The 23,481-nt window shown below is 40.3% G+C and carries 17 protein-coding genes; 4 read left to right on the forward strand and 13 right to left on the reverse strand.

Annotation, left to right across the window (positions count from 1 at the left end; genetic code table 11):
* Nucleotides 1–3: 3 nt before the first annotated feature.
* From ACGHVY_RS01820 to ACGHVY_RS01880, 13 genes are all read right to left on the reverse strand, one after another.
* Complete coding sequence (locus ACGHVY_RS01820; protein WP_308745099.1) at nt 4–1,164, reverse strand: hypothetical protein; 1,161 nt, start codon at nt 1,162–1,164, stop codon at nt 4–6.
* 1 nt (nt 1,165) lies between these two features.
* Nucleotides 1,166–2,305: a hypothetical protein gene (locus ACGHVY_RS01825; protein ID WP_390596771.1), complete on the reverse strand. Its 1,140-nt coding sequence runs from the start codon at nt 2,303–2,305 to the stop codon at nt 1,166–1,168.
* Nucleotides 2,306–2,315: 10 nt separating this feature from the next.
* Nucleotides 2,316–4,022 (reverse strand): S8 family serine peptidase, encoded by a 1,707-nt coding sequence (locus tag ACGHVY_RS01830; RefSeq protein ID WP_390596773.1) that lies wholly within the window; start codon nt 4,020–4,022, stop codon nt 2,316–2,318.
* A gap of 31 nt (nt 4,023–4,053) precedes the next feature.
* Complete coding sequence (locus ACGHVY_RS01835; RefSeq protein ID WP_390596774.1) at nt 4,054–5,061, reverse strand: peroxiredoxin family protein; 1,008 nt, start codon at nt 5,059–5,061, stop codon at nt 4,054–4,056.
* 96 nt (nt 5,062–5,157) lie between these two features.
* Complete coding sequence (locus ACGHVY_RS01840; protein ID WP_390596776.1) at nt 5,158–6,249, reverse strand: hypothetical protein; 1,092 nt, start codon at nt 6,247–6,249, stop codon at nt 5,158–5,160.
* Nucleotides 6,250–6,299: 50 nt separating this feature from the next.
* A complete protein-coding gene (locus ACGHVY_RS01845) occupies nt 6,300–7,868 on the reverse strand; it encodes a RagB/SusD family nutrient uptake outer membrane protein (RefSeq protein WP_390596778.1) in 1,569 nt (522 codons plus the stop codon).
* Nucleotides 7,869–7,887: 19 nt separating this feature from the next.
* Nucleotides 7,888–11,466 carry a SusC/RagA family TonB-linked outer membrane protein gene (locus ACGHVY_RS01850; protein WP_390596780.1) on the reverse strand — a complete coding sequence of 1,193 codons (3,579 nt, stop codon included), beginning with the start codon at nt 11,464–11,466 and terminating at the stop codon, nt 7,888–7,890.
* A 26-nt stretch (nt 11,467–11,492) separates the two neighbouring features.
* Nucleotides 11,493–12,653 (reverse strand): FecR family protein, encoded by a 1,161-nt coding sequence (locus ACGHVY_RS01855; protein WP_390596781.1) that lies wholly within the window; start codon nt 12,651–12,653, stop codon nt 11,493–11,495.
* A 66-nt stretch (nt 12,654–12,719) separates the two neighbouring features.
* Entirely contained in the window at nt 12,720–13,274 is a 555-nt protein-coding gene (locus ACGHVY_RS01860) for an RNA polymerase sigma factor (protein WP_390596783.1), read from the reverse strand.
* 31 nt (nt 13,275–13,305) lie between these two features.
* A complete protein-coding gene (locus ACGHVY_RS01865; protein WP_073347808.1) occupies nt 13,306–14,007 on the reverse strand; it encodes a Crp/Fnr family transcriptional regulator in 702 nt (233 codons plus the stop codon).
* 116 nt (nt 14,008–14,123) lie between these two features.
* A complete protein-coding gene (locus ACGHVY_RS01870) occupies nt 14,124–16,313 on the reverse strand; it encodes a glutamine synthetase III (protein ID WP_390596784.1) in 2,190 nt (729 codons plus the stop codon).
* Between the two features lie 324 nt (nt 16,314–16,637).
* Complete coding sequence (locus tag ACGHVY_RS01875; RefSeq protein WP_390596786.1) at nt 16,638–18,437, reverse strand: hypothetical protein; 1,800 nt, start codon at nt 18,435–18,437, stop codon at nt 16,638–16,640.
* 6 nt (nt 18,438–18,443) lie between these two features.
* Nucleotides 18,444–18,857 carry an HU family DNA-binding protein gene (locus tag ACGHVY_RS01880; RefSeq protein WP_390596788.1) on the reverse strand — a complete coding sequence of 138 codons (414 nt, stop codon included), beginning with the start codon at nt 18,855–18,857 and terminating at the stop codon, nt 18,444–18,446.
* Nucleotides 18,858–19,411: 554 nt separating this feature from the next.
* On the opposite strand from ACGHVY_RS01880, the gene ACGHVY_RS01885 reads away from it, so the two are divergent.
* From ACGHVY_RS01885 to ACGHVY_RS01900, 4 genes are all read left to right on the forward strand, one after another.
* Nucleotides 19,412–19,801: a DUF5640 domain-containing protein gene (locus ACGHVY_RS01885; protein ID WP_308745111.1), complete on the forward strand. Its 390-nt coding sequence runs from the start codon at nt 19,412–19,414 to the stop codon at nt 19,799–19,801.
* Between the two features lie 72 nt (nt 19,802–19,873).
* Nucleotides 19,874–20,410, forward strand: coding sequence for a DUF4468 domain-containing protein (locus tag ACGHVY_RS01890; RefSeq protein ID WP_308745112.1), 537 nt, complete (start codon nt 19,874–19,876; stop codon nt 20,408–20,410).
* A 60-nt stretch (nt 20,411–20,470) separates the two neighbouring features.
* Nucleotides 20,471–21,046 (forward strand): hypothetical protein, encoded by a 576-nt coding sequence (locus ACGHVY_RS01895; RefSeq protein WP_308745113.1) that lies wholly within the window; start codon nt 20,471–20,473, stop codon nt 21,044–21,046.
* A 168-nt stretch (nt 21,047–21,214) separates the two neighbouring features.
* Nucleotides 21,215–23,422, forward strand: a complete 2,208-nt coding sequence (locus tag ACGHVY_RS01900) for a DUF5686 family protein (RefSeq protein WP_374047380.1) — start codon at nt 21,215–21,217, stop codon at nt 23,420–23,422.
* Nucleotides 23,423–23,481: the final 59 nt, after the last annotated feature.

Genomic DNA, 23,481 nt, shown 5'->3' on the forward strand with positions numbered 1-23,481 from the left:
AGTTCATTTCTCTTTCCTGATTTCAATCCTTTTCTCTTGATTGTCTTTTTTGATGATAATATAGCCGTTATCGCCAGGTATGGCATTCATAATTTCTTCCACCGCCATCTGGCTCATGGGACAATCTTTCAAAGAAGTTCCGTTGATGTTAATCACTTCATCGCCGAAAGCAACTTTATCTTTCATGCTGTCCCATATTGTTGTGATTTCGAATCTCTCATTGCGCGGCAATATACTCACATTCCAAAGAGCGGGAGCACCACCCATATCGATTTTTCCTTCTTCGAACGGTAAAAAGTAAAAACGTCTGCGCATATAATCAATGATTACTTTGCCATATTTCAGTAGATCCACTCCGATGATAGTCCCGTTCATGACAGTCGTTGTACTACCTACGTTCGTGAATTCTTTTCCCATAATGTTGATTGAGGGAACAGCTACTTTCTTTATATCCACCGGTTTACCCAGACCTGTAATCCCGGCAGCTACGATACCATATCCATGATTGGTAACTTGCGAAACATCAGCCAGTCTGTTGCAGTCGTCCGTAGAATAAAGCAGGAAGCCTCCGGCGCCTGTGTCAAACAACACTTTTAAATCATTATCTCCTAATCGGACATTGACTATGGAATGATGTTCTGTTTCATCCAATAATGGAAGTCCGTCTGTTACTTTTAACCTTTCGGGACGATACGGATAGTTAATAACCATTATTTTCGAACGGGAATCGAATGTCACAACCGACTGTGCGAAGGCATCTCCTCCAAGAATTCCGACAACTCCCAGTTCTGTGAAGAATGGGCTTTTAGGTAGCACCATCGTTTTCAACTGTTTGATTTTATAGCTTTTTCCGATAGAGATATTCTGTACGTGGGCTTCTTGATAGTTGGAGCCTTGTGCATTCACATCAGAAATACGCATATATCCTGCGGCAGTAGCTTTCATTTCCGTTGCTGCATCATACATGGTCCCTGTTCTTCCTCCGGTATCGACGATGTATTTTACTTTTATGCCATTAACGGTGACGGGTATGATGATTTTCTCATGGATGAATTCATAAGGAATGGTATCGCAAACCTTATTTTGGATTTGCGCTACCATTTCTAGTCCGCAGTTTAGAAATAATAGCAGCCATAAGCCGGTCAGTATTCCTATTCTTTTCATATCATTCTTTTTTATAGATAATATCTTTTACTCCGGAAGCTGTCTGTATTGTTAGCTTCGTCTGTTTTTTCTCTTTCAATTCCGGTATTCCGTTCAGAATACTTTCGCAGAAGTCATATTTTTTAGTAGGTTTGCCATTAATCTTAATTACTTTGTCCCCTACTTCTATCTCCCCCTTCGTGCTGCTCCAGACGGTAGATACATATAAGTCTCCGTCTTTGACCGTCAAATCGAAGTTATTACATTGATTGTTGATCTTATTATCCGGTTGGAAAGCTTCAAAATAGAATCTTCCTCGTGGATAGTCGATGGTAACTTTACCGTATTCCAGCAATTTGACACCTAGTAACGTATAAGGATGTTTGTTCGTACTGGTCGTCAAGTTACGAAATTTGGTGGCTCCTACTGACAACAGGGGGATATATACTCTATGAGAAGAAGCTTTATCCGCTTGTCCGGCTACTCCGATGCTTCCTTCTCCATATCCTTCGGAAACGACTTCTAAGGATGCCTCCTGTTTTATTTTCTCAAAATCACTTTCAATGAGGGATAGTAGGCTGGGACTACCTGTATCAAATAATACAGTAATGTTGCTGACCGGAGCTATCTGCACATTGACAATTGGCATACCACCTTCTTTCGTGAAATTCAACATTTTCCGTAAAGATACCGTAGAAGGTTTTTCTGCAGAGGTGACTATGATATTTTTTGTCTGCGAATCAATATTGACAATGGTATTTGCAAATAAATCGCTGCCGATGATACCGTCTACTCCAAAACATTCCCAACCTTTTACCTCGTCGATGATCAGTGATGGGGCATGTTTAAAGTTGATAACATTATCGGGAGTTGTCAGGTTTTCTATTCGTGCAGTTTTGTAATAACTTTCCACGTTGTTCACATCTGTCACCTTCATCGAGTCTGTTGCCACTATTTGTAATGTTTGGCAAGCTTTAGTCGTGAGAGCAGTGCGTCCTCCGGTATCAAAGATGAAAGTGCGTCCAGTGCCGTTTACTTTCATTTCGACAATCATTTTTTCGCCTACCATCCGATAGGGTATGGTTGCTTTATATTGTTGGGCGAATAAAGGGACCGCCATGCAAAAGGCGATGACGGTTCCAGTTAAACGAGTATACTTCATAGGCTAATCTTTATTTACTGACTTTTTCTGCTTCCAAAATTGCCTGATAAGCATTTACGATACCTCCGGAAATACATAGATCATCAAAAAGGAACAAATCTTGTGAAGGACTATTGTTCACGCGTATTCCTTTTTCTACTTCTACTCCCTTGCGTGAGGTGACGCTTTTCAATAATATATCACGGATTTGAGAACCGGTCAGTTTTGGGAAATAAGATTTCACAAGGGCAGCTACGCCGGCTACGGTAGCTGAAGCCATTCCTTCGCCAGTTCCTTTCTGGTAAGTATCGCCCATATAGGAAGAATAGATATCCGTTCCCGGAGCATAAATATCAAGAGCCGTTGCGCCGTAATTCGTATTCAATACAGGATTACCTTTCTTGTCAGATGAAGCAACCACCATGAAATTGGTAAGCTCACCATCTTTGCTCATCTTCCGGTTTGGGAAAAATTCGCTTTTATCCATGTCTACTGATAGATCCCATACAGGAACAATAACTAATGCTCCTTTCTTTTCTGCTTCTTTCAGTGCATCTGTTACCCATTGTTTCTGTTCTTCTGGATATAAAGAGTTTTGTTCCGGCAGTAAGATTACATCTGCTCCATGGTTTACTGCATAGCGGATGGCTAGTGCCATATCTTTCAGGTAAGGTTCTCCTTCTCCCGGATGAATGCGCAAGGTCATGATTTCCGCATTATCAGCTATACCGTTACTTCCAACACCGTTGTCACGTTTAGCTGCAATGACACCTGCTTTCATTACACCGGTTGCTGCATCTGATGTTAACAGTACGTTATTACCGTAATGCGTGTCATTAATATCCATAGGATTGTCACCTACAATTTCTTTACGGTTGTCTGTACCATATTTCTTTAAGGCATCTGCATAGGCTGCTTTAGCTGTCTCTACGCTTTTCTTCCCCATATTCTGATATACGGGTTCCCATTTGTCTGTATTATAGAGACTGAAGTAGTAGGCTGTAAACACAAAGGCGACTTCAGAAAGACTGTCTCTTTCTGCTTTGGGATCATAACAACTTTGGAAATCCTCAACGGTTAGTTCTTTTCCCGGAAAACGTTTTTTCATGTCCTTGTCGAACTTTTCAACATATTCTTCTATAACATAAGAAAGTTGCAAGCCGCCATATGTACCTCCAATTCTGGATTCCGGCATAACCTTAAAACGATAGTAATTGTATTCCTCCATATTTCCCGGTGCGGGAACCTCCTGACGTCTTCCGTTAACGATTTTATAATATTTCTTTCCATCAAAGACATAATCAGCGTATTTATCCTTGAGGCGGAAGAATTCACGTTCTCCTTCGCGTGTCAGAGCTTCCATAACCTGTCCGTCTTTGCCGCCGATGAAGTTCCATCCATTGATGTCGTCAACAAATCCGTTCTTATCATCGTCTTTCTGGTTCTGTTTTTCTTTCGGGTTGATCCAGATAGCATGTTTCAAGTCCTCGTGTTCTACGTCCATTCCAGTTCCAATCAATGCAACAACTGGTCTTTTTTTAGCTTTCTTTTTGTTGGCTTTCAGGTAATCATATGCTTTGTTTACTTCGGCTCCGTACACACTGTCCTGGTCGAAAGAGCAGTTAAACCAGTCCAGTTCGGATTGTTTCTTTTGCATTTCAACCTTTTGTTTGATTAACTGGGCCGATGCTGTAATGCTGACAAAACAGCATACAATAGAAAATATAAGTTTCTTCATTGTTGGATGAGTTATAATTTATATAGTTTATTTATTTTCTAATTTTTAATATGGCTTCGCGCACTTGTTCACCTCGAACATTTCGTGCTGCAAGTTTGCCTTCTTTGTCAATGACTACAAGGAAGGGGATAGAGTAGAAGCCATAGGCATTCTGAATAGCACTTGGAGTTTTACTGTTTTTAGGGAAGCCTGTCTTATCCCACAGCATCACCCACGGAAGTTTTTCTTCGTCCAGCATTTTTCTCCATTTAGCTTCGCTGTCATCCAGCGAGACACTGATGAATTCCAGATCGTCAGCTTTCAGTTCATTGTATATGGTCAGCATACTGCGCATTTCTTTGCGACAGGGACCGCACCATGAAGCACAGAAATCTAGTACGACAATTTTTCCACGGAAGTCTTTCAGACTTACATTTTTTCCGTTGGCATCTATGAAAGTAAAGTCGGGACATTCTGCACTGATAATTTGGTGGGATAGGACCTCTACTCTGTTTACCAACCATTTGGCAGATAACGATTTTCTGTCTTGCTCTGGTATCATGTCTAATAGCATTTTGTTGGATTGGTAATCATTTATATCTGCCAGATAGGCTAATGCAGCTGCCATACTGGGAGTGAGTTTTTCTTTGACAGAAGTAGAAATCGTTGCTATATCCGGATCTCTTTCTGTGGGCATATAGGTTTGCAAGGTCAGAAACGGATCGATGCCGGTGAATGAAAGAGAGCTTTGTTCAGGATTCTTTTCATCGAAAAAACCATGAATGTTTACAGGAGTATTTTCGAGGTATATGTTTTGCTCTGTATTCCCAATATATAGTGTATATACATCAGGTAAAATGTTTTTCTTTTCAGTTTCGAATACTCCATTCTGGCTAATGGGACAACTTAAAACGAGTTTTCCGTTCAAGTCCTTAACTTGTAAAGTGGTTGGCTTGAGTAGTCTCAACTTTCCTTTGAACAGTAACCCGTCGTCGCTCCATAAAGGAGTAGTGCTCCATAAGAATAATAATATAAATGAAAGTCTTTTTATTAATTTCATGATTTCTTGTTTATAAGATATTGTAAGATATCTTGTTATTATTTGGTCTATTCTTTAAGATGATTATCTTAATGTTAGAGAGTTTTACCAATAATCTCACCAATCCCAGCCTGCCCAAGGATCATCATTGTCATCTCCTTCATCTGTTTCCGGTAGTTCTGGATAAGGTTTGATATCCCAATCTTCCGGCCCTTGAGCAATAGCTTCCAAATCAATATTATATTTTTTTAGATAGTTTGTTACAAAATCAAACTTAGTGCTTAAAAATGGATAAGTTGCTGAAGGCCACATTGTTTCTCGTTCCTCTTTTGTAAATCGCATGGCTATTTGCAGGTAACCGATAAATGTTTCTTTGGCTGTTGGAGGATTGGTAGAACGGGGAGATGTATAATTTGCTGAGTGTGAATTTACATTACCGGGATAACCTCTTTTAAGATAGTAATTAGCATCAGCTTTACTCTCACTATATTCGGTTGTGACAAGTGGAGTTGAATGGTCGAATCCAGCATCAAACTCTTCTTCTGGTATGATAATATTCCCTCTTGTGATAGCTGTACGTATGACTTCGTCAATGACTTTAAAACGACGTATAGTATAGCTGTCCTTATTTCCAGCAATAGGGCTTTTCCATTCTGTAAGTGGCTCATTGGGAATCATTGTACCGTACACAATGTTACTACAATGAGCTACATCTCCCCAAAAGCAAGTTATCCAACAATCGGTTTGATTTTCATCATGGTCGAGTAATGCTACGTAAAATTCCAGCATTCCAGGTACCATGGATGAATACGAAGAATAATTGTATACAAAATACCAATACATAGGAAAGACTCTATCAGTCACCTCTCGGTTGAGGTAAGGAAATACATGGTTTTTCATAAAAGTGATATAAAATGCACCCATCTCGTCATTGAGACAATTTTCGAATATTTTTGATGAATTGCCGAGTCCACCATTGGTCCAGTTTTTATTGAGATCTTTTTCTGTTATATTTTTATATATCAGTTTGACTCCGAAATTCTTATAGATTTCCATAGCATCATTGTCCCACGGGCTGTCTCCTTGAGGAAATTCGAACCCTCCGGCAAGTGCTAGCGGGTCTGGTGTCGGCTCGATTATATCTTCATCATAACAGGAAGAGAATGTGAGACAGAATAGTAATATCCATACATTATATATTGGCTTCATAATTCTCTGTTGTTTAAAATTGGTAATCATTGTTTCTTGTTATTTATATTTTAGTCTATGACGGGAACTCCGGTTCGTTGCGGTCCGAATGAGTTTTGTTCTAGTAATAAGTTCTTTTGTATAACTTCTTGAGGTATAGGTAATACATACGAAAGATCATTCTTTGTCAGTGTATACACTTTTCCTTCCCATTTATGTTGTATGGGAAGCATACCGTAGCGACGTAAGTCGAACCAACGTTGGCCTTCATAACAAAGTTCTTTTCTACGTTCTTCACGTATTTTAGTGATGAGAACTTCTCCACTTAATCCCGAAAAGGAAGGTGCGTTTCCTTCAACGTATCGTTTTTCCAGTAATGTGTTCATTGCAGTTATGGCGTCTCCTTCAGACTTGTTCATGGCAGCAGCTTCTGCATAGTTCAGATAAGCTTCTGCTATTCGGAAAGAGAGGGCAAAATAATCACTACTTCCTGAAGTGGGAACAGAACGGAGTGTTTTGTATTTGCCATAAGGAAGATAAGTATTATAAAAAGTACTGTTTTCCGGTACCATTTCGTTGTACTGTACCTCTCTGGTGATGTAACGATCTTTGCGTAAATCCCCCTCTTGGAAGCTCTTGAGCAACTCGTCTGCAGCTTTAAACATTCTTCTGTTCTCTTCTCCATCGGAATTATTGTCTTTTTTTTCGATATAACCTTCGTATTCGCCTGTTAGATCTCTTATGGTTCCATAACTCCAAATAACTTCCGGTGAATCATAGGTATTGAATGTATAATAAGGTTCTTTCATACCTGCTTCCGGTGCAGGAATTGTATTCAGGTCACGTAATGAAAAATTCCAGTCTTTGATAACTTTCTCTGCATACGTTTTCGCTTCTGCCCAATTTTCCATATATAGTGCTACACGTGACTTTAATAATTGCACCATAGGTAGGCTGACGAGGTAGTTCGGTTCATATTGCTGTGTGGTAGAGAGAGTTAGAAATAAGCGTTCTGCTTCGTTGATATCGGCAACAATCTGCAGGTATACTTCTTCTACCGTGTTCCGTTTTATCAATATATTGCCTTCATCCCTCATTTTACTATCCAGTTTGAGAGGAACTCCCAGCGATTCTTTGTTATAATTATAAGGAAGTCCATACTGATTGACCAGCATGTAATAATAGAAAGCCCTTAAAGCGTAGGCTTGTGCTTTAATATAATTTTTTTCGGATTCTGTACCAGACACTTCGTCAATATAGTCAAGTGCGGCATTAGCTCCTAAAATATATTCATAGAGGTTTTCCCATGTATTGACCGTTTGGTATCCTAATTTCTCCCGTATTTCGAACATATTGGGTTGCCAACTATACAGAATTTCAAAAACTTCCATCTTTGCCTGGTCATTTTCAGTGAATCCGTAGCCTTCCACCTGATTCTGCTCGATATCATCTGCGAGTATTTCCAGATAGTTGAGAAATCTAGTGTCCTGCTGTCGGGGATAAGCTTCTCCAATAAGCATCTCTTGTAATGCGTTAGCGTCTTTGGGGATGTATTGACTCTGTGACTTGGGCTCTAAAAAATCTCCACAAGCGGTGAGACTGGTAAGTGTTATTGTATAAATTAAATATTTAAGTTTCATATCTCTCTTTGTTTATTGTTTAAAATCCGATATTAAGTCCCAATGAGAAAGAGCGTGGCATGATGCTGTTCTCTAATTCCGGGTCGAAGCCGTTAAAGCGTTTACTGGCTATTACAAATATGTTGTCCATATTGAAATTGACAGACAGGTTTTTGGCATGTATCTTGTCGCACCATTCTTTTTTCATTTGCCAGGATAGTCCGATGTTGCGGCAACGCAGGAATGAAGCATTAACTACCATAGCATCTGATTTTTCCCACATTGGAATGGCAGATTCTCCGTTATCTGTGTTAGGCAAAGTCCAGGCTATTCCTAACGGCCATGTCGGTAGTCCGGGGATATTTGTGTGAGCTTCGTCCCCTGGTTTTTGCCAACGATTCAGTAAATCCCGGTTTATATTCTTAGTCGGATCGGGCATCATATTATGATCCCCTCGGAAATCATTGTAAGGTGACGGCAAACGTTTATGGCTACCTAATAAAAGGGAGAAGCTAGTGTTCAATGACAAAGACTTGTAGCGGAAACTTAAACCGAGACCTCCGGTGAAGAACGGCTCTTTTTCTCCGGAATATACAAGGTAAGTGGTCGGATCGATGTCTTTACTTTTTTCTTCTTCCGGAACTTCAACGTAGTTGAATGTCGGTTTACCATTACTTCCGTCAAGACCTGCAAAGGAGTATGACCAGAATGCACTTAACGGATACCCCTCTTTTAAGATTTGGGTGCCGTTTCCATTCAGGTACATTGTTGTGTTTCTGTCAATCTTAGTTTCTCCGCCTTTATTCCAGTTTTTAGAGGCATTCAGGTTAACATTCAAGGCGAAATCACGTTTCTGAATAGGTGTGAATGATAATGTATATTCAATACCTCTATTGTAAATAATTCCACCGTTACGTTTCATCTGGTCAATTCCGTATTCGAATGGCAAATCAACACCGATTACTGCATTGGAACGTCGGGTGTAATATTCTAGGTTCATGTAAAACATGCGGAATAGTTCTAGATCCACACCAAAGTTCCAGTTCTTGGTACGTTCCCATGAAAGGTATGGGTTGGGGATCTGGCTGATAGTAGAGTAGTAGCGGTTGTATCCGGGTTGTACTCCCTGTTGATTTAAGATTAGTTCGGGACTTTCGCGTGTCAAAGCATTCCCTTGAATACCGAATGTTCCTCTGAAATTAAGTGTAGTGATCCATGACAGATACTTTTGGAAGAAAGCTTCTTCTGATGCCCTCCAGGAGAAACCGAATGAATAAGTCGGGTCGATACGGTGATTGATATCCTGTCCGAATACATTGGAAGCATCATTTCGCACATTGGCATTCACTACATAGCGGTTTTTGAATGAATATGCGAAAGTGGCAAAAAACGAAAGGAAGTTGTTGGTGTTGTTTGTTCTTTGCCAACCTCTGTTATAGATTTCTTTTAATATTCCCCAGCCTGTAGGACTTCCTTCCGGTGATACTACTTCGCTTGGTATGGTAGGTGCTACGATGCGTTCGCCTCTGTCCGGGACATATCCCCAGACGGTATTGGCGGTCCCTTTGGCTGTAGAGGAACGGAGCTCCATACCTAATAATGCATTTAATCGGTTGTCAGCGTTGAATGCCTTGCTGAATTGTAATTTGTTCTGAATATTGTAAGAGTACTGATTATTATCATTTGTATACAATTTACCTCCGAATGGAAGTTGTGCGGCCTTAAATTCAGGGCTGGTTGGAGTTACGGAATTAAAATCGTATCCACGATACTCGTTGGCTATGTAGTATGTACGTTCAGTAGCCCAGCTTTCATTGGTACTATTATTGTTTGAATAACCTCCGGTAAATTGATAGGTTAACCAGTCGAGGATATGCCAGTTTACATCTAAAGAGGCGGACATAAAATTTGAACGCGCTTTCGAGCCACTGTTATCTCGTTCATTGATGAAATTATATGAAAGAGTTTCTTTATTACCTGTTTTATAGTGGTATCCGTTCTCTTGCATATAGTAAGCGTCTGGATCAATGGCACGGTTCGTGCTAGTGGCGTAACTCATAGGATTGACATTATCGAAGAAACCGTTGGTGGTAGAAACACTACCGTTTAATGTCAGGCTGATAGTTAGTTTTTCTATTGGACGTAACATGAGGGCGATGCGTCCGGTCATACGTTCGTTATCATTCCCTATTTCTTGACCTTCGCTGTTGTTATACCCCATAGATGCCGAATAGCTGAACTTATTTGTTCCACCAGAAACGCTAATATTGTGAGTATGGCTGAACGAGCGGCGTGTCAGACGTTTGAACCAGTCTGTATTGCGGGTTTCCATGGCGTTATAAAGTGCTCTGTATTCGATGTCTGAAATATCGTGTTCCTGTAACATACGTAACAGACCTTCATAAGTGTTAGGATCTTTGTAGGGCATTGTTATGTAAGAGATGCCGGCATCGAATGCCTCTTGTGAAAAACGGATACGTTCTTGAGAGTTCATAAAATTGAACATTCCATAATTGGGACGTTGTCCGATGTTGAAATTGGTAGAGTAGTTCACTGTCAGTCTGTCAGTAGTATTTTTTTTAGTTGTGATTTCGATTACCCCATTAGATGCTTTCGAACCATAGATAGCAGTGGCGGAAGCATCTTTCAAAATTGTGATGTTTTCGATGTCGGCAGGATTTAGCCATGAAATTTGATTACCGATGATATCCTTTAAGTTTTTGGTCATCAGTTCACCGTTATCTAGTGTTACTTGGAAATCTTCTTGGATAATGCCGTCTACTACCCACAATGGATCACGATTTCCTTGCAGCGTACTGGTTCCTCGAATCTGAATTTTAGGAGCAGTACCTACACGGCTACTTGAATTAGTGACAACCATACCTGCTACACGTCCTTGCAACATCTGGTCAATAGTAGTATAAGAAGGCATTATAATATCTTTCGCTTTGATCGTAGTTATAGAACCTACGAGGTCGCGACGTTGAATATTTTGATATCCGGTCACTACAACTTCATCAATTTCTGTACTGGAACCACTCAAGGTGACATTGATTGTTTTCTTACCCGTATATTTTACCGTTTTCTTTTCCATTCCGATAAAAGAAAAAGTAAGGATCAATCCCTCCTGTGCCGGAATATTGAAAGTATAATGTCCGTCTAGTCCGGCGATGGCCCCATGTTTAGATCCCCGGATTGTAACAGTGGCCCCAGGTAATGCTTCACCACTGGTGTCGCGAATCCAACCGCTGATGGTTACTTTTTGATTTTGCCTTTTCTTTATTACGATTGCACTACCGGAAATTTCATAAGTCAAATTTGTACCTTCCAGACATTCATCTAGAATTTCAGTAATAGTTTTATCTTTAGCCTTAACAGTGATATCAGTTACATTAGCAATATCTTCCGTGGCATACATAAAGATAAATTTTGTACGATTTTGTAGATACCAAAGTGCTGATTCCAAAGTTTCTCCTTTTAAGTCGATAGAGATTCTTTGGTTGTCTTGCGCTTGAATCATAAGTGAAGAAAGGGAGAGTATCCATAAAAAGCAGAGTTTCACAAAGTTTCTGCTTACATGAGATATCTCCCGTGATAGGAATTGCGTTCGTCTTTTCATAATGCGTTAGTTATATATGTATATTATTATTGTTTATAGGAAATATGTAAGATGCCTTCTCGTTGCTTGATATTTACCAAGTTTAATCCTTTTATCATGTCGATAATCGGGTTCATGTTTTCGTAACGATTAAGGTAAGCCCCGATTCGTACTTGTTTGGCAGTTTCATCTTCGAATGAATATTGGAATCCATACCATTTAGAAAGATATGACATTACATTCTCAAGAGGAATATTTAAAAAGATGAATGAACCGGACTTCCAGGATGTATACAGGTCTGTGTTTACATTAGTGACAATATTTGTGTTAGTACTTTTATTATAAGTGTAGTGCTGGTTGGGGATTAATTCAAATACGTCATTTTCACTGTTAATTTTTACAGCTCCACTGACCAATGTTGTACTTTCTACTTCTTCATCCGCATAAGCCCTTACGTTGAAAGAAGTTCCTGTCACCTGAATAGAAGTATGCGGTGTTTGCACGATAAACGGATGTGTTTTATCTGGAGCAACATCGAAATAAGCTTCACCCTCAACCTGTACGATACGTTCATTATCGTTGAAACAAATCGGGTAAGTCAGTTGGGATTCTGCATTCAAATGTACTTTTGTTCCATCCGAAAGGACAATGTGACATTCCATTCCATGCAATGTACGAAGCGTATTTTTGATATCCTTCATTTTGGGATTGTTGGCAGGAGTCTGATAATTAATCCCTTTGGAGTCAATGATGAATACTTCAGTTGCACCTTCCGGTAGAATATTATCAAAAAGATTGAAAGTGGTTCCATTACTTAAAGTCAATTCTCCACCATGGGTTCCCGGAGTGATTTCGCCGATTGGTTCTCCGGATACCCAATTATATAAAAGGTAGGAAACCGGTATTATCAGCAGCAGGATAAGAGCCGCATATTTCAGACTTTTTTTCCATGAAAGGAAACCGGATGATTTTTCTCCTCCTAGTAGCGGGTAGATTCTGTCCCATGCTTTTTGCGAAGAGAAACTTTTAATTAACTGTGTGTTTCTTTCATACGTTTCCTCATTCAATATTCGTTTGGCTAGCTTTTGATGCTCCGGATTTTCATTAATCCATTCATGGTAGGCTTTTTCTTCCTCCGGGATAGATGAATGAGTGAATAGAGAAGCAAGGGTTTTTGCAATTCTAAAGTTTTCTTTGAATGAATTCATCGTTTTTAGGATTTGTTTGTATATAAAACAATCCAATCGAAAAAACGGGGTAATCAAAAAGTCACTTTATTTACATAAAAAGAGTAATAAGGTATAATTTATGCCCTTAAGAGTTTCGCGGAGCTTGCGATAGGCTATTTTTTTTAACGTATGGACAGTCCCTTCTGAGATTTGCAATTTGTTAGCAATCTCATGGTTTTTTAAGCCTTTCATAGAGTATAAGATGATATTCCGCATTTGAGTAGGCAATTCTTCTACCGCTTTGCGAACTATGCGGAATGTTTCCTGCTCAATTATGGCTGCTTCGAAACCGTTATCAAACTCTTCTTGTCCGGAGAAAACAGGAATTTCTAATTGTTCATGTTTGAGATGATTCAGACATTTATTTCTGGTGACGGTATAAAGGAAACTTTTTACTTTCGGGATGTCATTGAAATCTTCTTTTCGTTCCCAATATGCTAGTAATGCATCTTGTGCGATATCTTTGCAGACTTCTTTGTCCTCAATATAGTGGGAGGAGAAAACACAAAGAATAGGGTAGTAGTCATCAAATAGCTTTTTGAAAGCGTTTTTGTTACCCCGTTTTATGTCTGCAATGATATTTTCTATATATATGCTCACTATTTAGAGTCGGATTGCGATAAGCGGTATGTTATCCAATCTTGCTTATTTTCTTCAATTTCTCTTCTTCGATGATTTTTATCTTTCTTCCATCGATAGTAATCAGCCTCTCCGTAGCAAACTGGGACAGCGTGCGGATAGCGTTCGAAGTAGTCATATTCGAAAGATTTGCCAAATCTTCGCGTGACAGGTAAATACTCAGGGTTGAACCGTCTTCTTCTAGTCCATAACTTTCTTTCAGGAAAATCAAGGATTCTGCGAGACGTCCGCGGATATGTTTTTGAGTCAGATTGACAGTGCGTTCATCGGAGATGCCAAGGTCGATAGAAAGCTGGCGGATAAAGAACATTGCCAAGTCATTATTTTGGGCAACTAAAGTAGTAATGGCACTCATTGGTATAAGACAGACAACAGAAGGCTCGAAAGCAGCGGCGGCAGTTACAAAATCCTGTTTGGCAAAATAGGCACGATAGGCAAAGTATTCGCGTGGCTTAATCATGCGGATAATCTGACTTCTACCCCCTACGCCATCTTTAAAGATTTTGACTTTGCCACTGATAAGGCACATCAGATGAGATGGTGTTTCGCCTTCACAATAGATGGTTTCATTCTTTTTGTAGGTCTGTATCGTATAATTATTCATCAGAAACTCCTTTTGTTCATTATTCAAAGGAGCTATCATATCGGATAGTGGTTCCGAAATATCGATGTCTGACATGTTCATTTTTACCATGGGTGCTACAAAACTGTGTTATACAGCACAAAAGTAAAAATAAAAAATGAGAAAATGCACAAATCTATAAAAAGATTGCACAAAAGTGGGAGCTTTCGTGCAATCTTCCTGGCGTTTTATTTGGTAAACAGCAGTTCCCTGTATTTAGGTAACGGCCATATTTCGTCGTCCACTTCCATTTCCAAGTGGTCAATATGGTCGCGGATTTGATCGAGGTACGGGCGTACTTTTTCTTCGTATGCAAACGCTTTTTCCTTATAGTTCTCCAAGTGGTTGGCTACCTTTCGTGCTTCGGTCATTTCGCGAACCAATACTTTGATTGAAGTCACCCGGTGAGAGATTTCCCGGATCAGTTCTTTGCGGTCGGCACTCAGCACTTCGTATTCTTCGGCAGAGAAGATTTCCTTCATTCCGCGGAGGTTTTCAAGCAACCGATTCTGATAGGCAACGGCAGTCGGTACAATGTGGTTGATGGCGAGGTCGCCCAATACACGGCCTTCAATCTGAACCTTCATGGTGTATTTCTCCAGTTCCACTTCCAGGCGGCTGTTCAATTCCGTCTCGTTGAAAATACGTTCGCCGATGAGTACGGCTTTGGATTGATTGTCAACATAGTGCATCAGGGCTTCCGGGACGTGGCAGATATTAGTCAGTCCACGGCGGGCAGCTTCCTGCTTCCATTCTTCGGAATAACCGTCGCCTTCAAAACGGATAGGTTCGGAAGCGATGATTGTTTCTTTCAGCAATCGGAAGATAGCTTCATCTTTGCCTACTCCTTCCTCCATTAGTTTTTCCACTGATGCACGGAATTCGTTCAACTGGTTTGCCATGGCAGCATTGATAGCAATCATGGCAGCGGCACAGTTGGAAGAAGAACCTGCGGCACGGAATTCAAAACGGTTTCCGGTGAAGGCGAAAGGAGAAGTACGGTTACGGTCGGTCGTATCGAGCAGGATTTCGGGGATACGTCCGATGCCCAGTTTCAATGTAGTCTTTTCTTCCGGTGTCATCTTTTCGTTTCCCACCTGGCGGACAATTTCGTCAAGGGTTGCCGAAAGTTGTGAACCCAGGAAGCAGGAGAGGATGGCGGGTGGAGCTTCATTGGCTCCCAGACGGTGGCTGTTGCTGGCACTCATAATGGAGGCACGCAGCAGATTCTGGTTTTTATAAACCATCATCAGTACATTGACCAGGAAAGTAAGGAACAGCATATTTCCTTTCGGATTCTTGCCCGGTGCAAACAGGTTGACGCCTGTGTCGGTGCAAAGAGACCAGTTGTTGTGCTTGCCGGAGCCGTTCACGCCGCTGTAAGGTTTCTCGTGCAGAAGTACGTTGAAGTGATGCTTGCGGGCAATGCGTTTCATCAAGTCCATGACGAGCTGATTATGGTCGTTTGCCAGATTACAGTTCTCGAAGATAGGAGCCAGCTCGAACTGGTTGGGTGCTACTTCGTTATGACGGGTCTTGGCGGGAATCCCCAGTTTATGACATTCTATTTCGAGTTCTTTCATAAATGCAGTGACGCGCGGCGGGATAGAACCGAAATAGTGGTCTTCCAACTGCTGGTCTTTGGCAGAAGAATGTCCCATCAATGTCCGTCCGGTCAGACAGAGGTCGGGGCGTGCATTATATAAGGAAGAGTCGACAAGAAAATACTCCTGTTCCCATCCCAAGTTTGTATAGACGCGCGTCACGTTCTTGTCGAACAACTGGCATACCTCCGTAGCCGCTTTATCTACGGCAGCAAGTGCCTTCAACAACGGAGTCTTGTAGTCCAGTGCTTCGCCCGTATAAGAAATAAAGATGGTAGGGATACAAAGAGTCGTATCTACTACGAATGCCGGTGAAGAGACATCCCATGCCGTATAACCGCGTGCCTCGAAAGTATTGCGGATACCACCGTTGGGAAAAGAAGAAGCGTCCGGTTCTTGCTGGATAAGTAATTTCCCGGAGAAGCGTTCGATAACTCCGCCGTCTTCACCAAACTCGATAAAGCCGTCATGCTTTTCGGCTGTTCCGTCTGTCAGAGGTTGGAACCAGTGTGTGTAATGAGTGACGTTGAGTGACTTGGCCCAGCTTTTCATACCGTTGGCAACCAGGTCTGCCACTTCGCGGCTGATAGGGGTACCCTTTTCGATGGCATCGGTCACAGCCTTATAGGCTTCCTTAGGAAGATACTCCTGCATCTTCTTGCGGTCGAACACGTGGCTACCATAATAATCAGAGAGTTTGTTGGAAGGAGCAGTAACTTCCAAAGGTTTCCGGTTGGAAAGCTCTTGTAATGCAAAAAATCTCATTTTAGACATAAATGGTCTGTTTTTTATCGGTTGATGGCGCAAAATTATATGTTTTTTCTGAAAGTACCCCTATTTTTTAGGGGGTAATTTTGGAAAATAGTATATTTTTTGAGAAATACCCCTCTGGTATAATAGACGGATTTAGCAGACTAGGGTAATTCCCTGCCACATTTTTGTTTTTATTTTAAGTATTATACGGGGGAAAACAAAAATGTGGCAGAGCTTATAATCAATGATTTAGTACTAAAAATAGCCCTGAAATAAGAGAAGTTTACAGAAAACTTATATGGAGTTTTTGCTTTTTGGGGAAGATAAACTGCATTTTCTTTTCAATTATTTGAATCTCAGGATTTTAACTGTCCTGTTGTCATGTTTCCATCCTTTTTCCACTTCTACATATTGTTCCAGTTCCTTTGTCGTGATGCCTCTTCCCGTATTCAGTCCCATCTTCTTGTATACCTGTTTGAGCATGCTTTTTATTTCCTGAACGGAAAATTCGGAACCTGCGGGAAAAGTACGTTGGATGGCCGTCCGCATTTGTCCCGATTTCTTAATCGTATGTTCGCTGCTGACATTCAATGCCGTACGCAGTTTGTTCTCGTTATAATCGGATTCCCGGATAAATTCAGCTCCGAACCGGCAGAAACAATCGTATATATACCTGTCGGCGGTCGAAGTAATCAGATTTCCTAACATACGTTGGTAACGCTTTTGCAGTTTCTTGTCAGTGGCTCTATTTATCTTCTCCATCTCTTCCAGTTTGCGGACGATAAGCTCCGCCCGCTTTTTCTTTGCCAGTCGGTGCTGGATTGCCATACGCTCATTGTCCGAAATCGGCATAAGGCGTTCTTCATGTGAGAACTCAAAATAATTGGTCTGCTGATAGGCATTACACAACAGCTCGGTAGATGTATATAGACGTTTCACTTGTTCCTTCTCATAGAAATTAGCTATCAGGAACGGATCGGGTTTTCCGTTCTCGTCCAGATAAGGAAGATAGGAATTTTCTCCAATAGCTTCCTGCAATAAGGTACGTTCGCCTATATTCGACGTCCGTGCCAGTTGTGCTTTCCATCCGTTGAAAACGGTAGTTGCTCCCTGAATCCAGCAGTCAATTTCCGATGAAGACATACATTCCAGTTCCGGACGGATAGAAGCAATATGTGTCACACTGTTTACTCCGCCCCGGAAACGCCCGATGATTTGGATAGCTTCGGTAGCCGGGTCGATAACCGATTGTGCGGCGCCGTATAAATCGCTGATGAAAATCACATGCGGGGGATTCTTGCACACGATGTCTACTGCCGAATAGAAACGTGAGGTGAAGAAATTATAGCGTTCCAGTTCGGTAATCATCATTGATTTCTTGCGTCGGTTACCTTTCCATAGTTTGTATTGCCCGTCTTCGCTGCAAAAAGTACATGCATTACTCAGTTCGGGTATCAATCGGTAAAAACTGTCTATCGAGTCGATGCTGTTGCAGAAGATGCAGACCGTTCCGCGCTTCGCTTCAATCACTTCTTGTAATGTTTCCAGTACATTATTCGTAGTGATAAGTTTCAGTTTTTGGCGATATGCGTAATCCGGTTTAATCAGTACGCGTGTAAAGCCGTCGAAACGATTATCCTTTTCGGGTATGATAGGGGTGGCGGATATCAGTGCCTTGTTTTGGAAATGAAAGAAATCGTTCATCGGTTCGCGGATAGAATCACGGTAATGTACGTCCTGCACTAACTTCTCGCATTCATCAAATAGGATGAAACATTCTGTGTACATATCTATCCCCACCGCTTGCATTGCTTCCTTGATTTTCGTGAAACCTTCGGGAGTAGTCAACAACTTGTAATCTTTATCACGGTTTTCTTCCAGAAAATCAGCTACCTTCCGGATAGTCACCCCTTTGTAGACAGCCAGCGCGTTCTTGTGTTTCTTCGCTTTCGACTCGATAACAGGTACGTTAGGTTCGATAATGATCGATTTCCGCTGTGCTGTCAGTTCGCAATGTGTAGCTCCCAGTCCGGGCAGTAACTTGTTGATGATACAATTGGTCGGGATAAAGTCTTTACCGGCGCGTTTCAGTGCATCCGCGAAGTACTCACCTTTTCGGATGGAGTAAGTTCTGTCGTATTCCATATTGTTTTAGTATTTTCGTTTGTTATGTCTTTCAGGATTGTATTTCTCAAATCCTGCCGCAGTTATCCGTCTCTTCAAGCGCTTTTCCGCTTTGAATACGATATTCTTCACTTCTATGGATTCCGCGCGATGGTTTTTGCCGGGCTCTTTGTCTTCACAGAAACTGCCATTGAGGGAGAAACTGCCAAAATCGTCCAGATTGAGAATATTGCCATTTCTCAGAATGGCTTCTATGCCTTCCAATACCATGCTGAGGTTTTTGTATACATCGCCTTTGGAAATGTTATGCTTGTCGGCCAGATACTCAACGAACGCTTTGGTGTCCAGTGTATCCCATGATAATAGTTGTACCCGTACATTAGTTTCTTTGTCACCACTGAAAGTATCTGCAAAGCGGGTTGTCTTGTAAAGTATGCTCATAATAATTCCTTTTAGATTATCACTGTTTGTTGCAGTTGGGCATTCACCGGAATGGATTAGTGTAACTGGATTGTTGCACAAGTGTATCTGGCTAGTTGCCCAAGTGCAACAGATTAATTCAAGCGGATGAAATTGCTAAAAGATAAGGGGAAATTATTAATCTGTGTGGTAGAAGTGATTAATTCTTCCTTATGAATTGGTAAAAACATCTTGTCGTTTATAATATTGCAAAGGTAGAAAAAAGATATTGTGCGGCAAAGGAAAGAGCGTTTTTTCGAAAAAAGATAATAAAAAGTTTGATTATATGTGAAGAAGTACGTTACTTTGCAGCATCATTCACAAATTAAAAGCAGGCAATATGAAGACAGGTCTATTTTTCTTACTGGTATTATCATTTTTATATGGATACAATAGTATTGATGAAGATAACGGTAAACTATCTCTGAATCCCTCCACTAACCATATTATATCAAAAAAAGTGCAATAATCTTATTTCTTTTTGAGGTTTTGCTAATAAAACACAAACGATATAACAAACTAAATATTTATATAAGATGAAAAAGAATTTATATTTTGTGTTAATTCTGTTATTCCCAATACTATTGGGTTTGGGTAGTTGCTCTTCTTCTGATGATGACTGGATTGATTTGAACTCTGAAGAAATAATAGGGACATGGTCTACTGGTACGGAAGGTGTTCATAAATACCTGAAATTCGAGAATGATGGGACTGGATATTACGCACTTCTCAACGGGGCTGATTTTGCAACCAATTATTTGTTTACCTATAAAATCTCAGGTAACAATATTAATATTGTAATCACTTATTCTGATGGTGGAAATAAGCTCGAGGGACAGGAAAGAGTATGGGAATGTTTGTTCTCAAAAGATGTCTTGAAAATAAGCAATGGTCAGGAAAGTGGAACTTATAAGAGAATAGAATGATTTTCTATATAAGTTAATCTATCATTTCAGTACTTGTCATTTAATGAATTTCTAAATATTAAAGATGTGATTATGAATAAAATTCTTATTTTTCTTTTAGTTGTTTTGCCTATTGGTTTATGTGCGCAGAATTCTTCTAAAATAGAGGAGGTCAAAGAAGTTTCGTTGAGCAAAAATGAATTGTTCTCAAAAGCTAAGATGTTTATTTCGGATAAATGGAATAATCCTACACATTCAATACAGAATGAGGATAAAGATAGTGGAATAATACAAGTTAAAACGGAAAAAGAATTTTCTATTAGCGTGGGGATGGGGCTAAAATGTGTATATAAGTATGAGTATTTGACGAAGTTTAGGTTTAAAGATAACAAATATAAAATAGAAATATACGATATTAATTGTGTCTCAGCAGAACAAACGGGTGCCGGTAAGGTATATAGTGTGCCTTTAATTCCATATTTTACAGGAGATAATGTTCCTGATACTAAAAAAATGGGACGTGGAATTTCTAAGAAAAAAGCGATTGAAATGATGGATGAATTGCGGGCTGAGTTCAATGCAATATTAACTCAATATAATAAGTATATTTCAATAGAAGATGATTTCTAATTAGAGAACTGGCAAAGTGTTATTTGAGGTATCTATAAACAATAATATCAATATATAGTTATGAAAAAGATATATAGTTTGTTTCTTGTTCTATTTATAGCGAATTATATTTATTCTCAGGATTCTCATATTGAATTTAAGGGAATATCTTTAGATGGGAGTTTGTCTTCTTTTGTGGAGAAAATGGAGAAGAATGGTTTTACTTTACAAAAATCTCCAAGAGAGCATGTGGCTTTAATGAAAGGTTTGTTTACAGGCAAATGGGTAGAAGTCTTAATTCTCTCTTCTCCTAAAACGAAGACTGTATGGAAGGTTAGTGTTTACTATTCAAAACAGGAATCATGGACATCTTTGAAAAGTGATTATAATGAAATGGTGGAACTTTTTACAAAAAAATATGGAGAGCCTAAAGATCATTTTGAGTTTTTCTCTTCACCATATTATGAAGGAGACGGATATGAATTGCAAGCATTACGTAAAGAAAAATGTAATTATATAAGTTTTTGGACACTTGACAAAGGGGGGATTATAGTAGATATTAATCAGTATGGGCAAATTCAGGTTAGATATGAAGATAAAGTAAATGTGAAGATAAAGGAGAAAGAAGAAGATGAAAATTCATTGAATGATATTTAATTTGCTATCTTTTATTTCCTATACTAAAATGGTTATGTATGTAGGAGAGGGGCTATCTGTAATGCTGGATAGTCCCTCTGTCTTTTATTACTAGTTTTCTTCAATAACTCTTTTTAGTACCCTAATCTCCTTGCTTTTCGATATTCTTTTTTATATTTGCCTACGTTAATGAAGGAGATACGACGATTGAGAGATAAAATACTGATAGGATGCATACTATGCATGTTCTCTTTTACTTTAAAGGGGGCAGCCGGTAACTATATAATGAATCCTTATACCCGTCAGGAAATTTCTGCCGATTCCATCATTGGGCGTGTCATGACTTTTGCGCCTTTATATGAAACGATAGTCAGTGATTATCGTGCCAACCTGTATATAAAGGGTAAGATGGATATTCAGAAAAAGAATTTTATCCTTCGCTATGTACCTTCTATGTTCCGTTTGCAAAAGGGGGTGCGCGAGTATCTGCTCGAAACTTACAGTGACCTTCATTATACCGCTCCCAATATATACGATCAGAAAGTAAAAGCCTCACAGGGAACTGTAAGGGGAAACAGAGGACTGCCGGGATTGCTCGAATATTTTAATGTGAACATCTACTCTTCTTCTCTGCTGAATGACGAACGGTTACTGTCGCCATTGGCCAAGAACGGGCAAAAATATTATAAATACCGGATAGACAGTGTGATGGGAGACCCGAATAATCTGGATTATCGGGTACGTTTTATTCCCCGGACAAAGAGTGACCAGTTGGTAGGCGGTTACATGATTGTCAGTAGTAATGTCTGGAGTGTCCGGGAAATCCGTTTTTCGGGACGGTCGGAACTGATAACATTCACCTGCTGGATTAAGATGGGAGACGTAGGCAAGAAAAATGAATTTCTGCCTGTGCGTTATGATGTGGAAGCCCTTTTTAAATTTCTTGGCAATAAGGTTGATGGCAACTACACCGCTTCTTTAGATTACAAATCCATCGAACTGAAAGAAAAGAAAGTGCGCAAGAAAGAGAAGACGAATTATAATCTGTCGGAATCATTCTCTTTGCAATGCGACACGAATGCCTATAAGACAGATGCTTCGACTTTTGCCATCATGCGACCTATCCCTTTGGATGAAAACGAGAAGAAACTGTACAGTGATTATAGGTTGAGGCGTGATACGGCTATTATACAGAAACCGTCCAAGAGCCAGTCTTTCTGGGGGACAATGGGCGACCTGATGGTGGAAGATTACAAATTCAATCTGTCTAATATCGGAAGTGTCCGCTTCTCTCCGTTTATAAACCCGCTCCTGTTCAGTTATAGTGGAAGCAACGGTTTGTCTTATCGGCAGGATTTTCGCTACAACCGTCTTTTCAGGGGAGATAAATTGCTCCGTATAGTGCCTAAACTCGGATATAATTTTACCCGCAAGGAGTTCTACTGGTCATTGAATGCCGACTTTGAATATTGGCCGCAGAAACGGGGATTCTTCCGCCTGAATGTGGGTAATGGTAACCGTATTTATAGTAGTAAGGTGCTGGACGAGTTGAAAGCAATGCCGGACAGTATCTTTAATTTCGATTTGATTCATCTTGATTATTTCAAGGACTTGTATTTTAACTTCCGGCATACTTTGGAGGTAGTTAACGGTTTGGATATCAGTCTGGGGTTCTCCGCTCACAAGAGAACGGCTGTGGAGCCTTCCCGCTTTGTGATAACCGGTGATTATCCGATGCCGCCTCCGGAATTTATGGAGAAATTCAAGAATACCTATATCAGTTTCGCTCCCCGTATCCGGGTGGAATGGACGCCGGGACTCTACTATTACATGAATGGAAAACGAAAGATAAATCTCCGTTCTTTATATCCTACCTTCTCGGTCGATTACGAGCGGGGCATCAAAGGTGTATTCAAAAGTACAGGCGAATATGAAAGGATAGAGTTCGACCTTCAACATCAAATCCGGTTGGGACTGATGCGTAATATCTATTATCGTTTCGGATTTGGCGCATTCACCAATCAGGATGAATTGTATTTTGTGGATTTTGCCAACTTCTCCCGTCACAATCTTCCTGTAGGTTGGAACGATGAAATTGGCGGTGTGTTTCAGGTGCTCGACGGACGTTGGTACAACTCCTCCCGCCGTTATGTACGCGGACATTTCACCTATGAAGCTCCATTCCTTATACTGAAGCATCTGATGAAATATACCCGCTACGTACAGAATGAACGGATTTACGTCAGCGCCCTTGCTATGCCTCATCTTCAGCCTTATCTGGAAGTGGGATATGGCATCGGTACACATATTTTTGATGTCGGAGTTTTTGTGAGCAGTGAGAACTGGAAGTTCGGTGGAATAGGCTGCAAATTTACATTTGAGTTATTCAACCGATAGTTTTTTACGTTCTTGTTGCGTAAATCGAAAGATTTTTCTACCTTTGTATAGAAGAGGAT

Origin of the sequence: Bacteroides sp. f07 (assembly GCF_042854785.1) — a bacterium.
Classification (GTDB): Bacteria; Bacteroidota; Bacteroidia; order Bacteroidales; family Bacteroidaceae; genus Bacteroides.

What these genes read in the sequence shown, in the direction of transcription:
- ACGHVY_RS01820 (WP_308745099.1), bottom strand. Translation starts at nt 1,164, where the DNA reads ATGAAAAGAATAGGAATACTGACCGGCTTATGGCTGCTATTATTTCTA.
- ACGHVY_RS01825 (WP_390596771.1), bottom strand. Translation starts at nt 2,305, where the DNA reads ATGAAGTATACTCGTTTAACTGGAACCGTCATCGCCTTTTGCATGGCG.
- ACGHVY_RS01830 (WP_390596773.1), bottom strand. Translation starts at nt 4,022, where the DNA reads ATGAAGAAACTTATATTTTCTATTGTATGCTGTTTTGTCAGCATTACA.
- ACGHVY_RS01835 (WP_390596774.1), bottom strand. Translation starts at nt 5,061, where the DNA reads ATGAAATTAATAAAAAGACTTTCATTTATATTATTATTCTTATGGAGC.
- ACGHVY_RS01840 (WP_390596776.1), bottom strand. Translation starts at nt 6,249, where the DNA reads ATGAAGCCAATATATAATGTATGGATATTACTATTCTGTCTCACATTC.
- ACGHVY_RS01845 (WP_390596778.1), bottom strand. Translation starts at nt 7,868, where the DNA reads ATGAAACTTAAATATTTAATTTATACAATAACACTTACCAGTCTCACC.
- ACGHVY_RS01850 (WP_390596780.1), bottom strand. Translation starts at nt 11,466, where the DNA reads ATGAAAAGACGAACGCAATTCCTATCACGGGAGATATCTCATGTAAGC.
- ACGHVY_RS01855 (WP_390596781.1), bottom strand. Translation starts at nt 12,653, where the DNA reads ATGAATTCATTCAAAGAAAACTTTAGAATTGCAAAAACCCTTGCTTCT.
- ACGHVY_RS01865 (WP_073347808.1), bottom strand. Translation starts at nt 14,007, where the DNA reads ATGGTAAAAATGAACATGTCAGACATCGATATTTCGGAACCACTATCC.
- ACGHVY_RS01870 (WP_390596784.1), bottom strand. Translation starts at nt 16,313, where the DNA reads ATGTCTAAAATGAGATTTTTTGCATTACAAGAGCTTTCCAACCGGAAA.
- ACGHVY_RS01875 (WP_390596786.1), bottom strand. Translation starts at nt 18,437, where the DNA reads ATGGAATACGACAGAACTTACTCCATCCGAAAAGGTGAGTACTTCGCG.
- ACGHVY_RS01880 (WP_390596788.1), bottom strand. Translation starts at nt 18,857, where the DNA reads ATGAGCATACTTTACAAGACAACCCGCTTTGCAGATACTTTCAGTGGT.
- ACGHVY_RS01885 (WP_308745111.1), top strand. Translation starts at nt 19,412, where the DNA reads ATGAAAAAGAATTTATATTTTGTGTTAATTCTGTTATTCCCAATACTA.
- ACGHVY_RS01890 (WP_308745112.1), top strand. Translation starts at nt 19,874, where the DNA reads ATGAATAAAATTCTTATTTTTCTTTTAGTTGTTTTGCCTATTGGTTTA.
- ACGHVY_RS01895 (WP_308745113.1), top strand. Translation starts at nt 20,471, where the DNA reads ATGAAAAAGATATATAGTTTGTTTCTTGTTCTATTTATAGCGAATTAT.
- ACGHVY_RS01900 (WP_374047380.1), top strand. Translation starts at nt 21,215, where the DNA reads ATGAAGGAGATACGACGATTGAGAGATAAAATACTGATAGGATGCATA.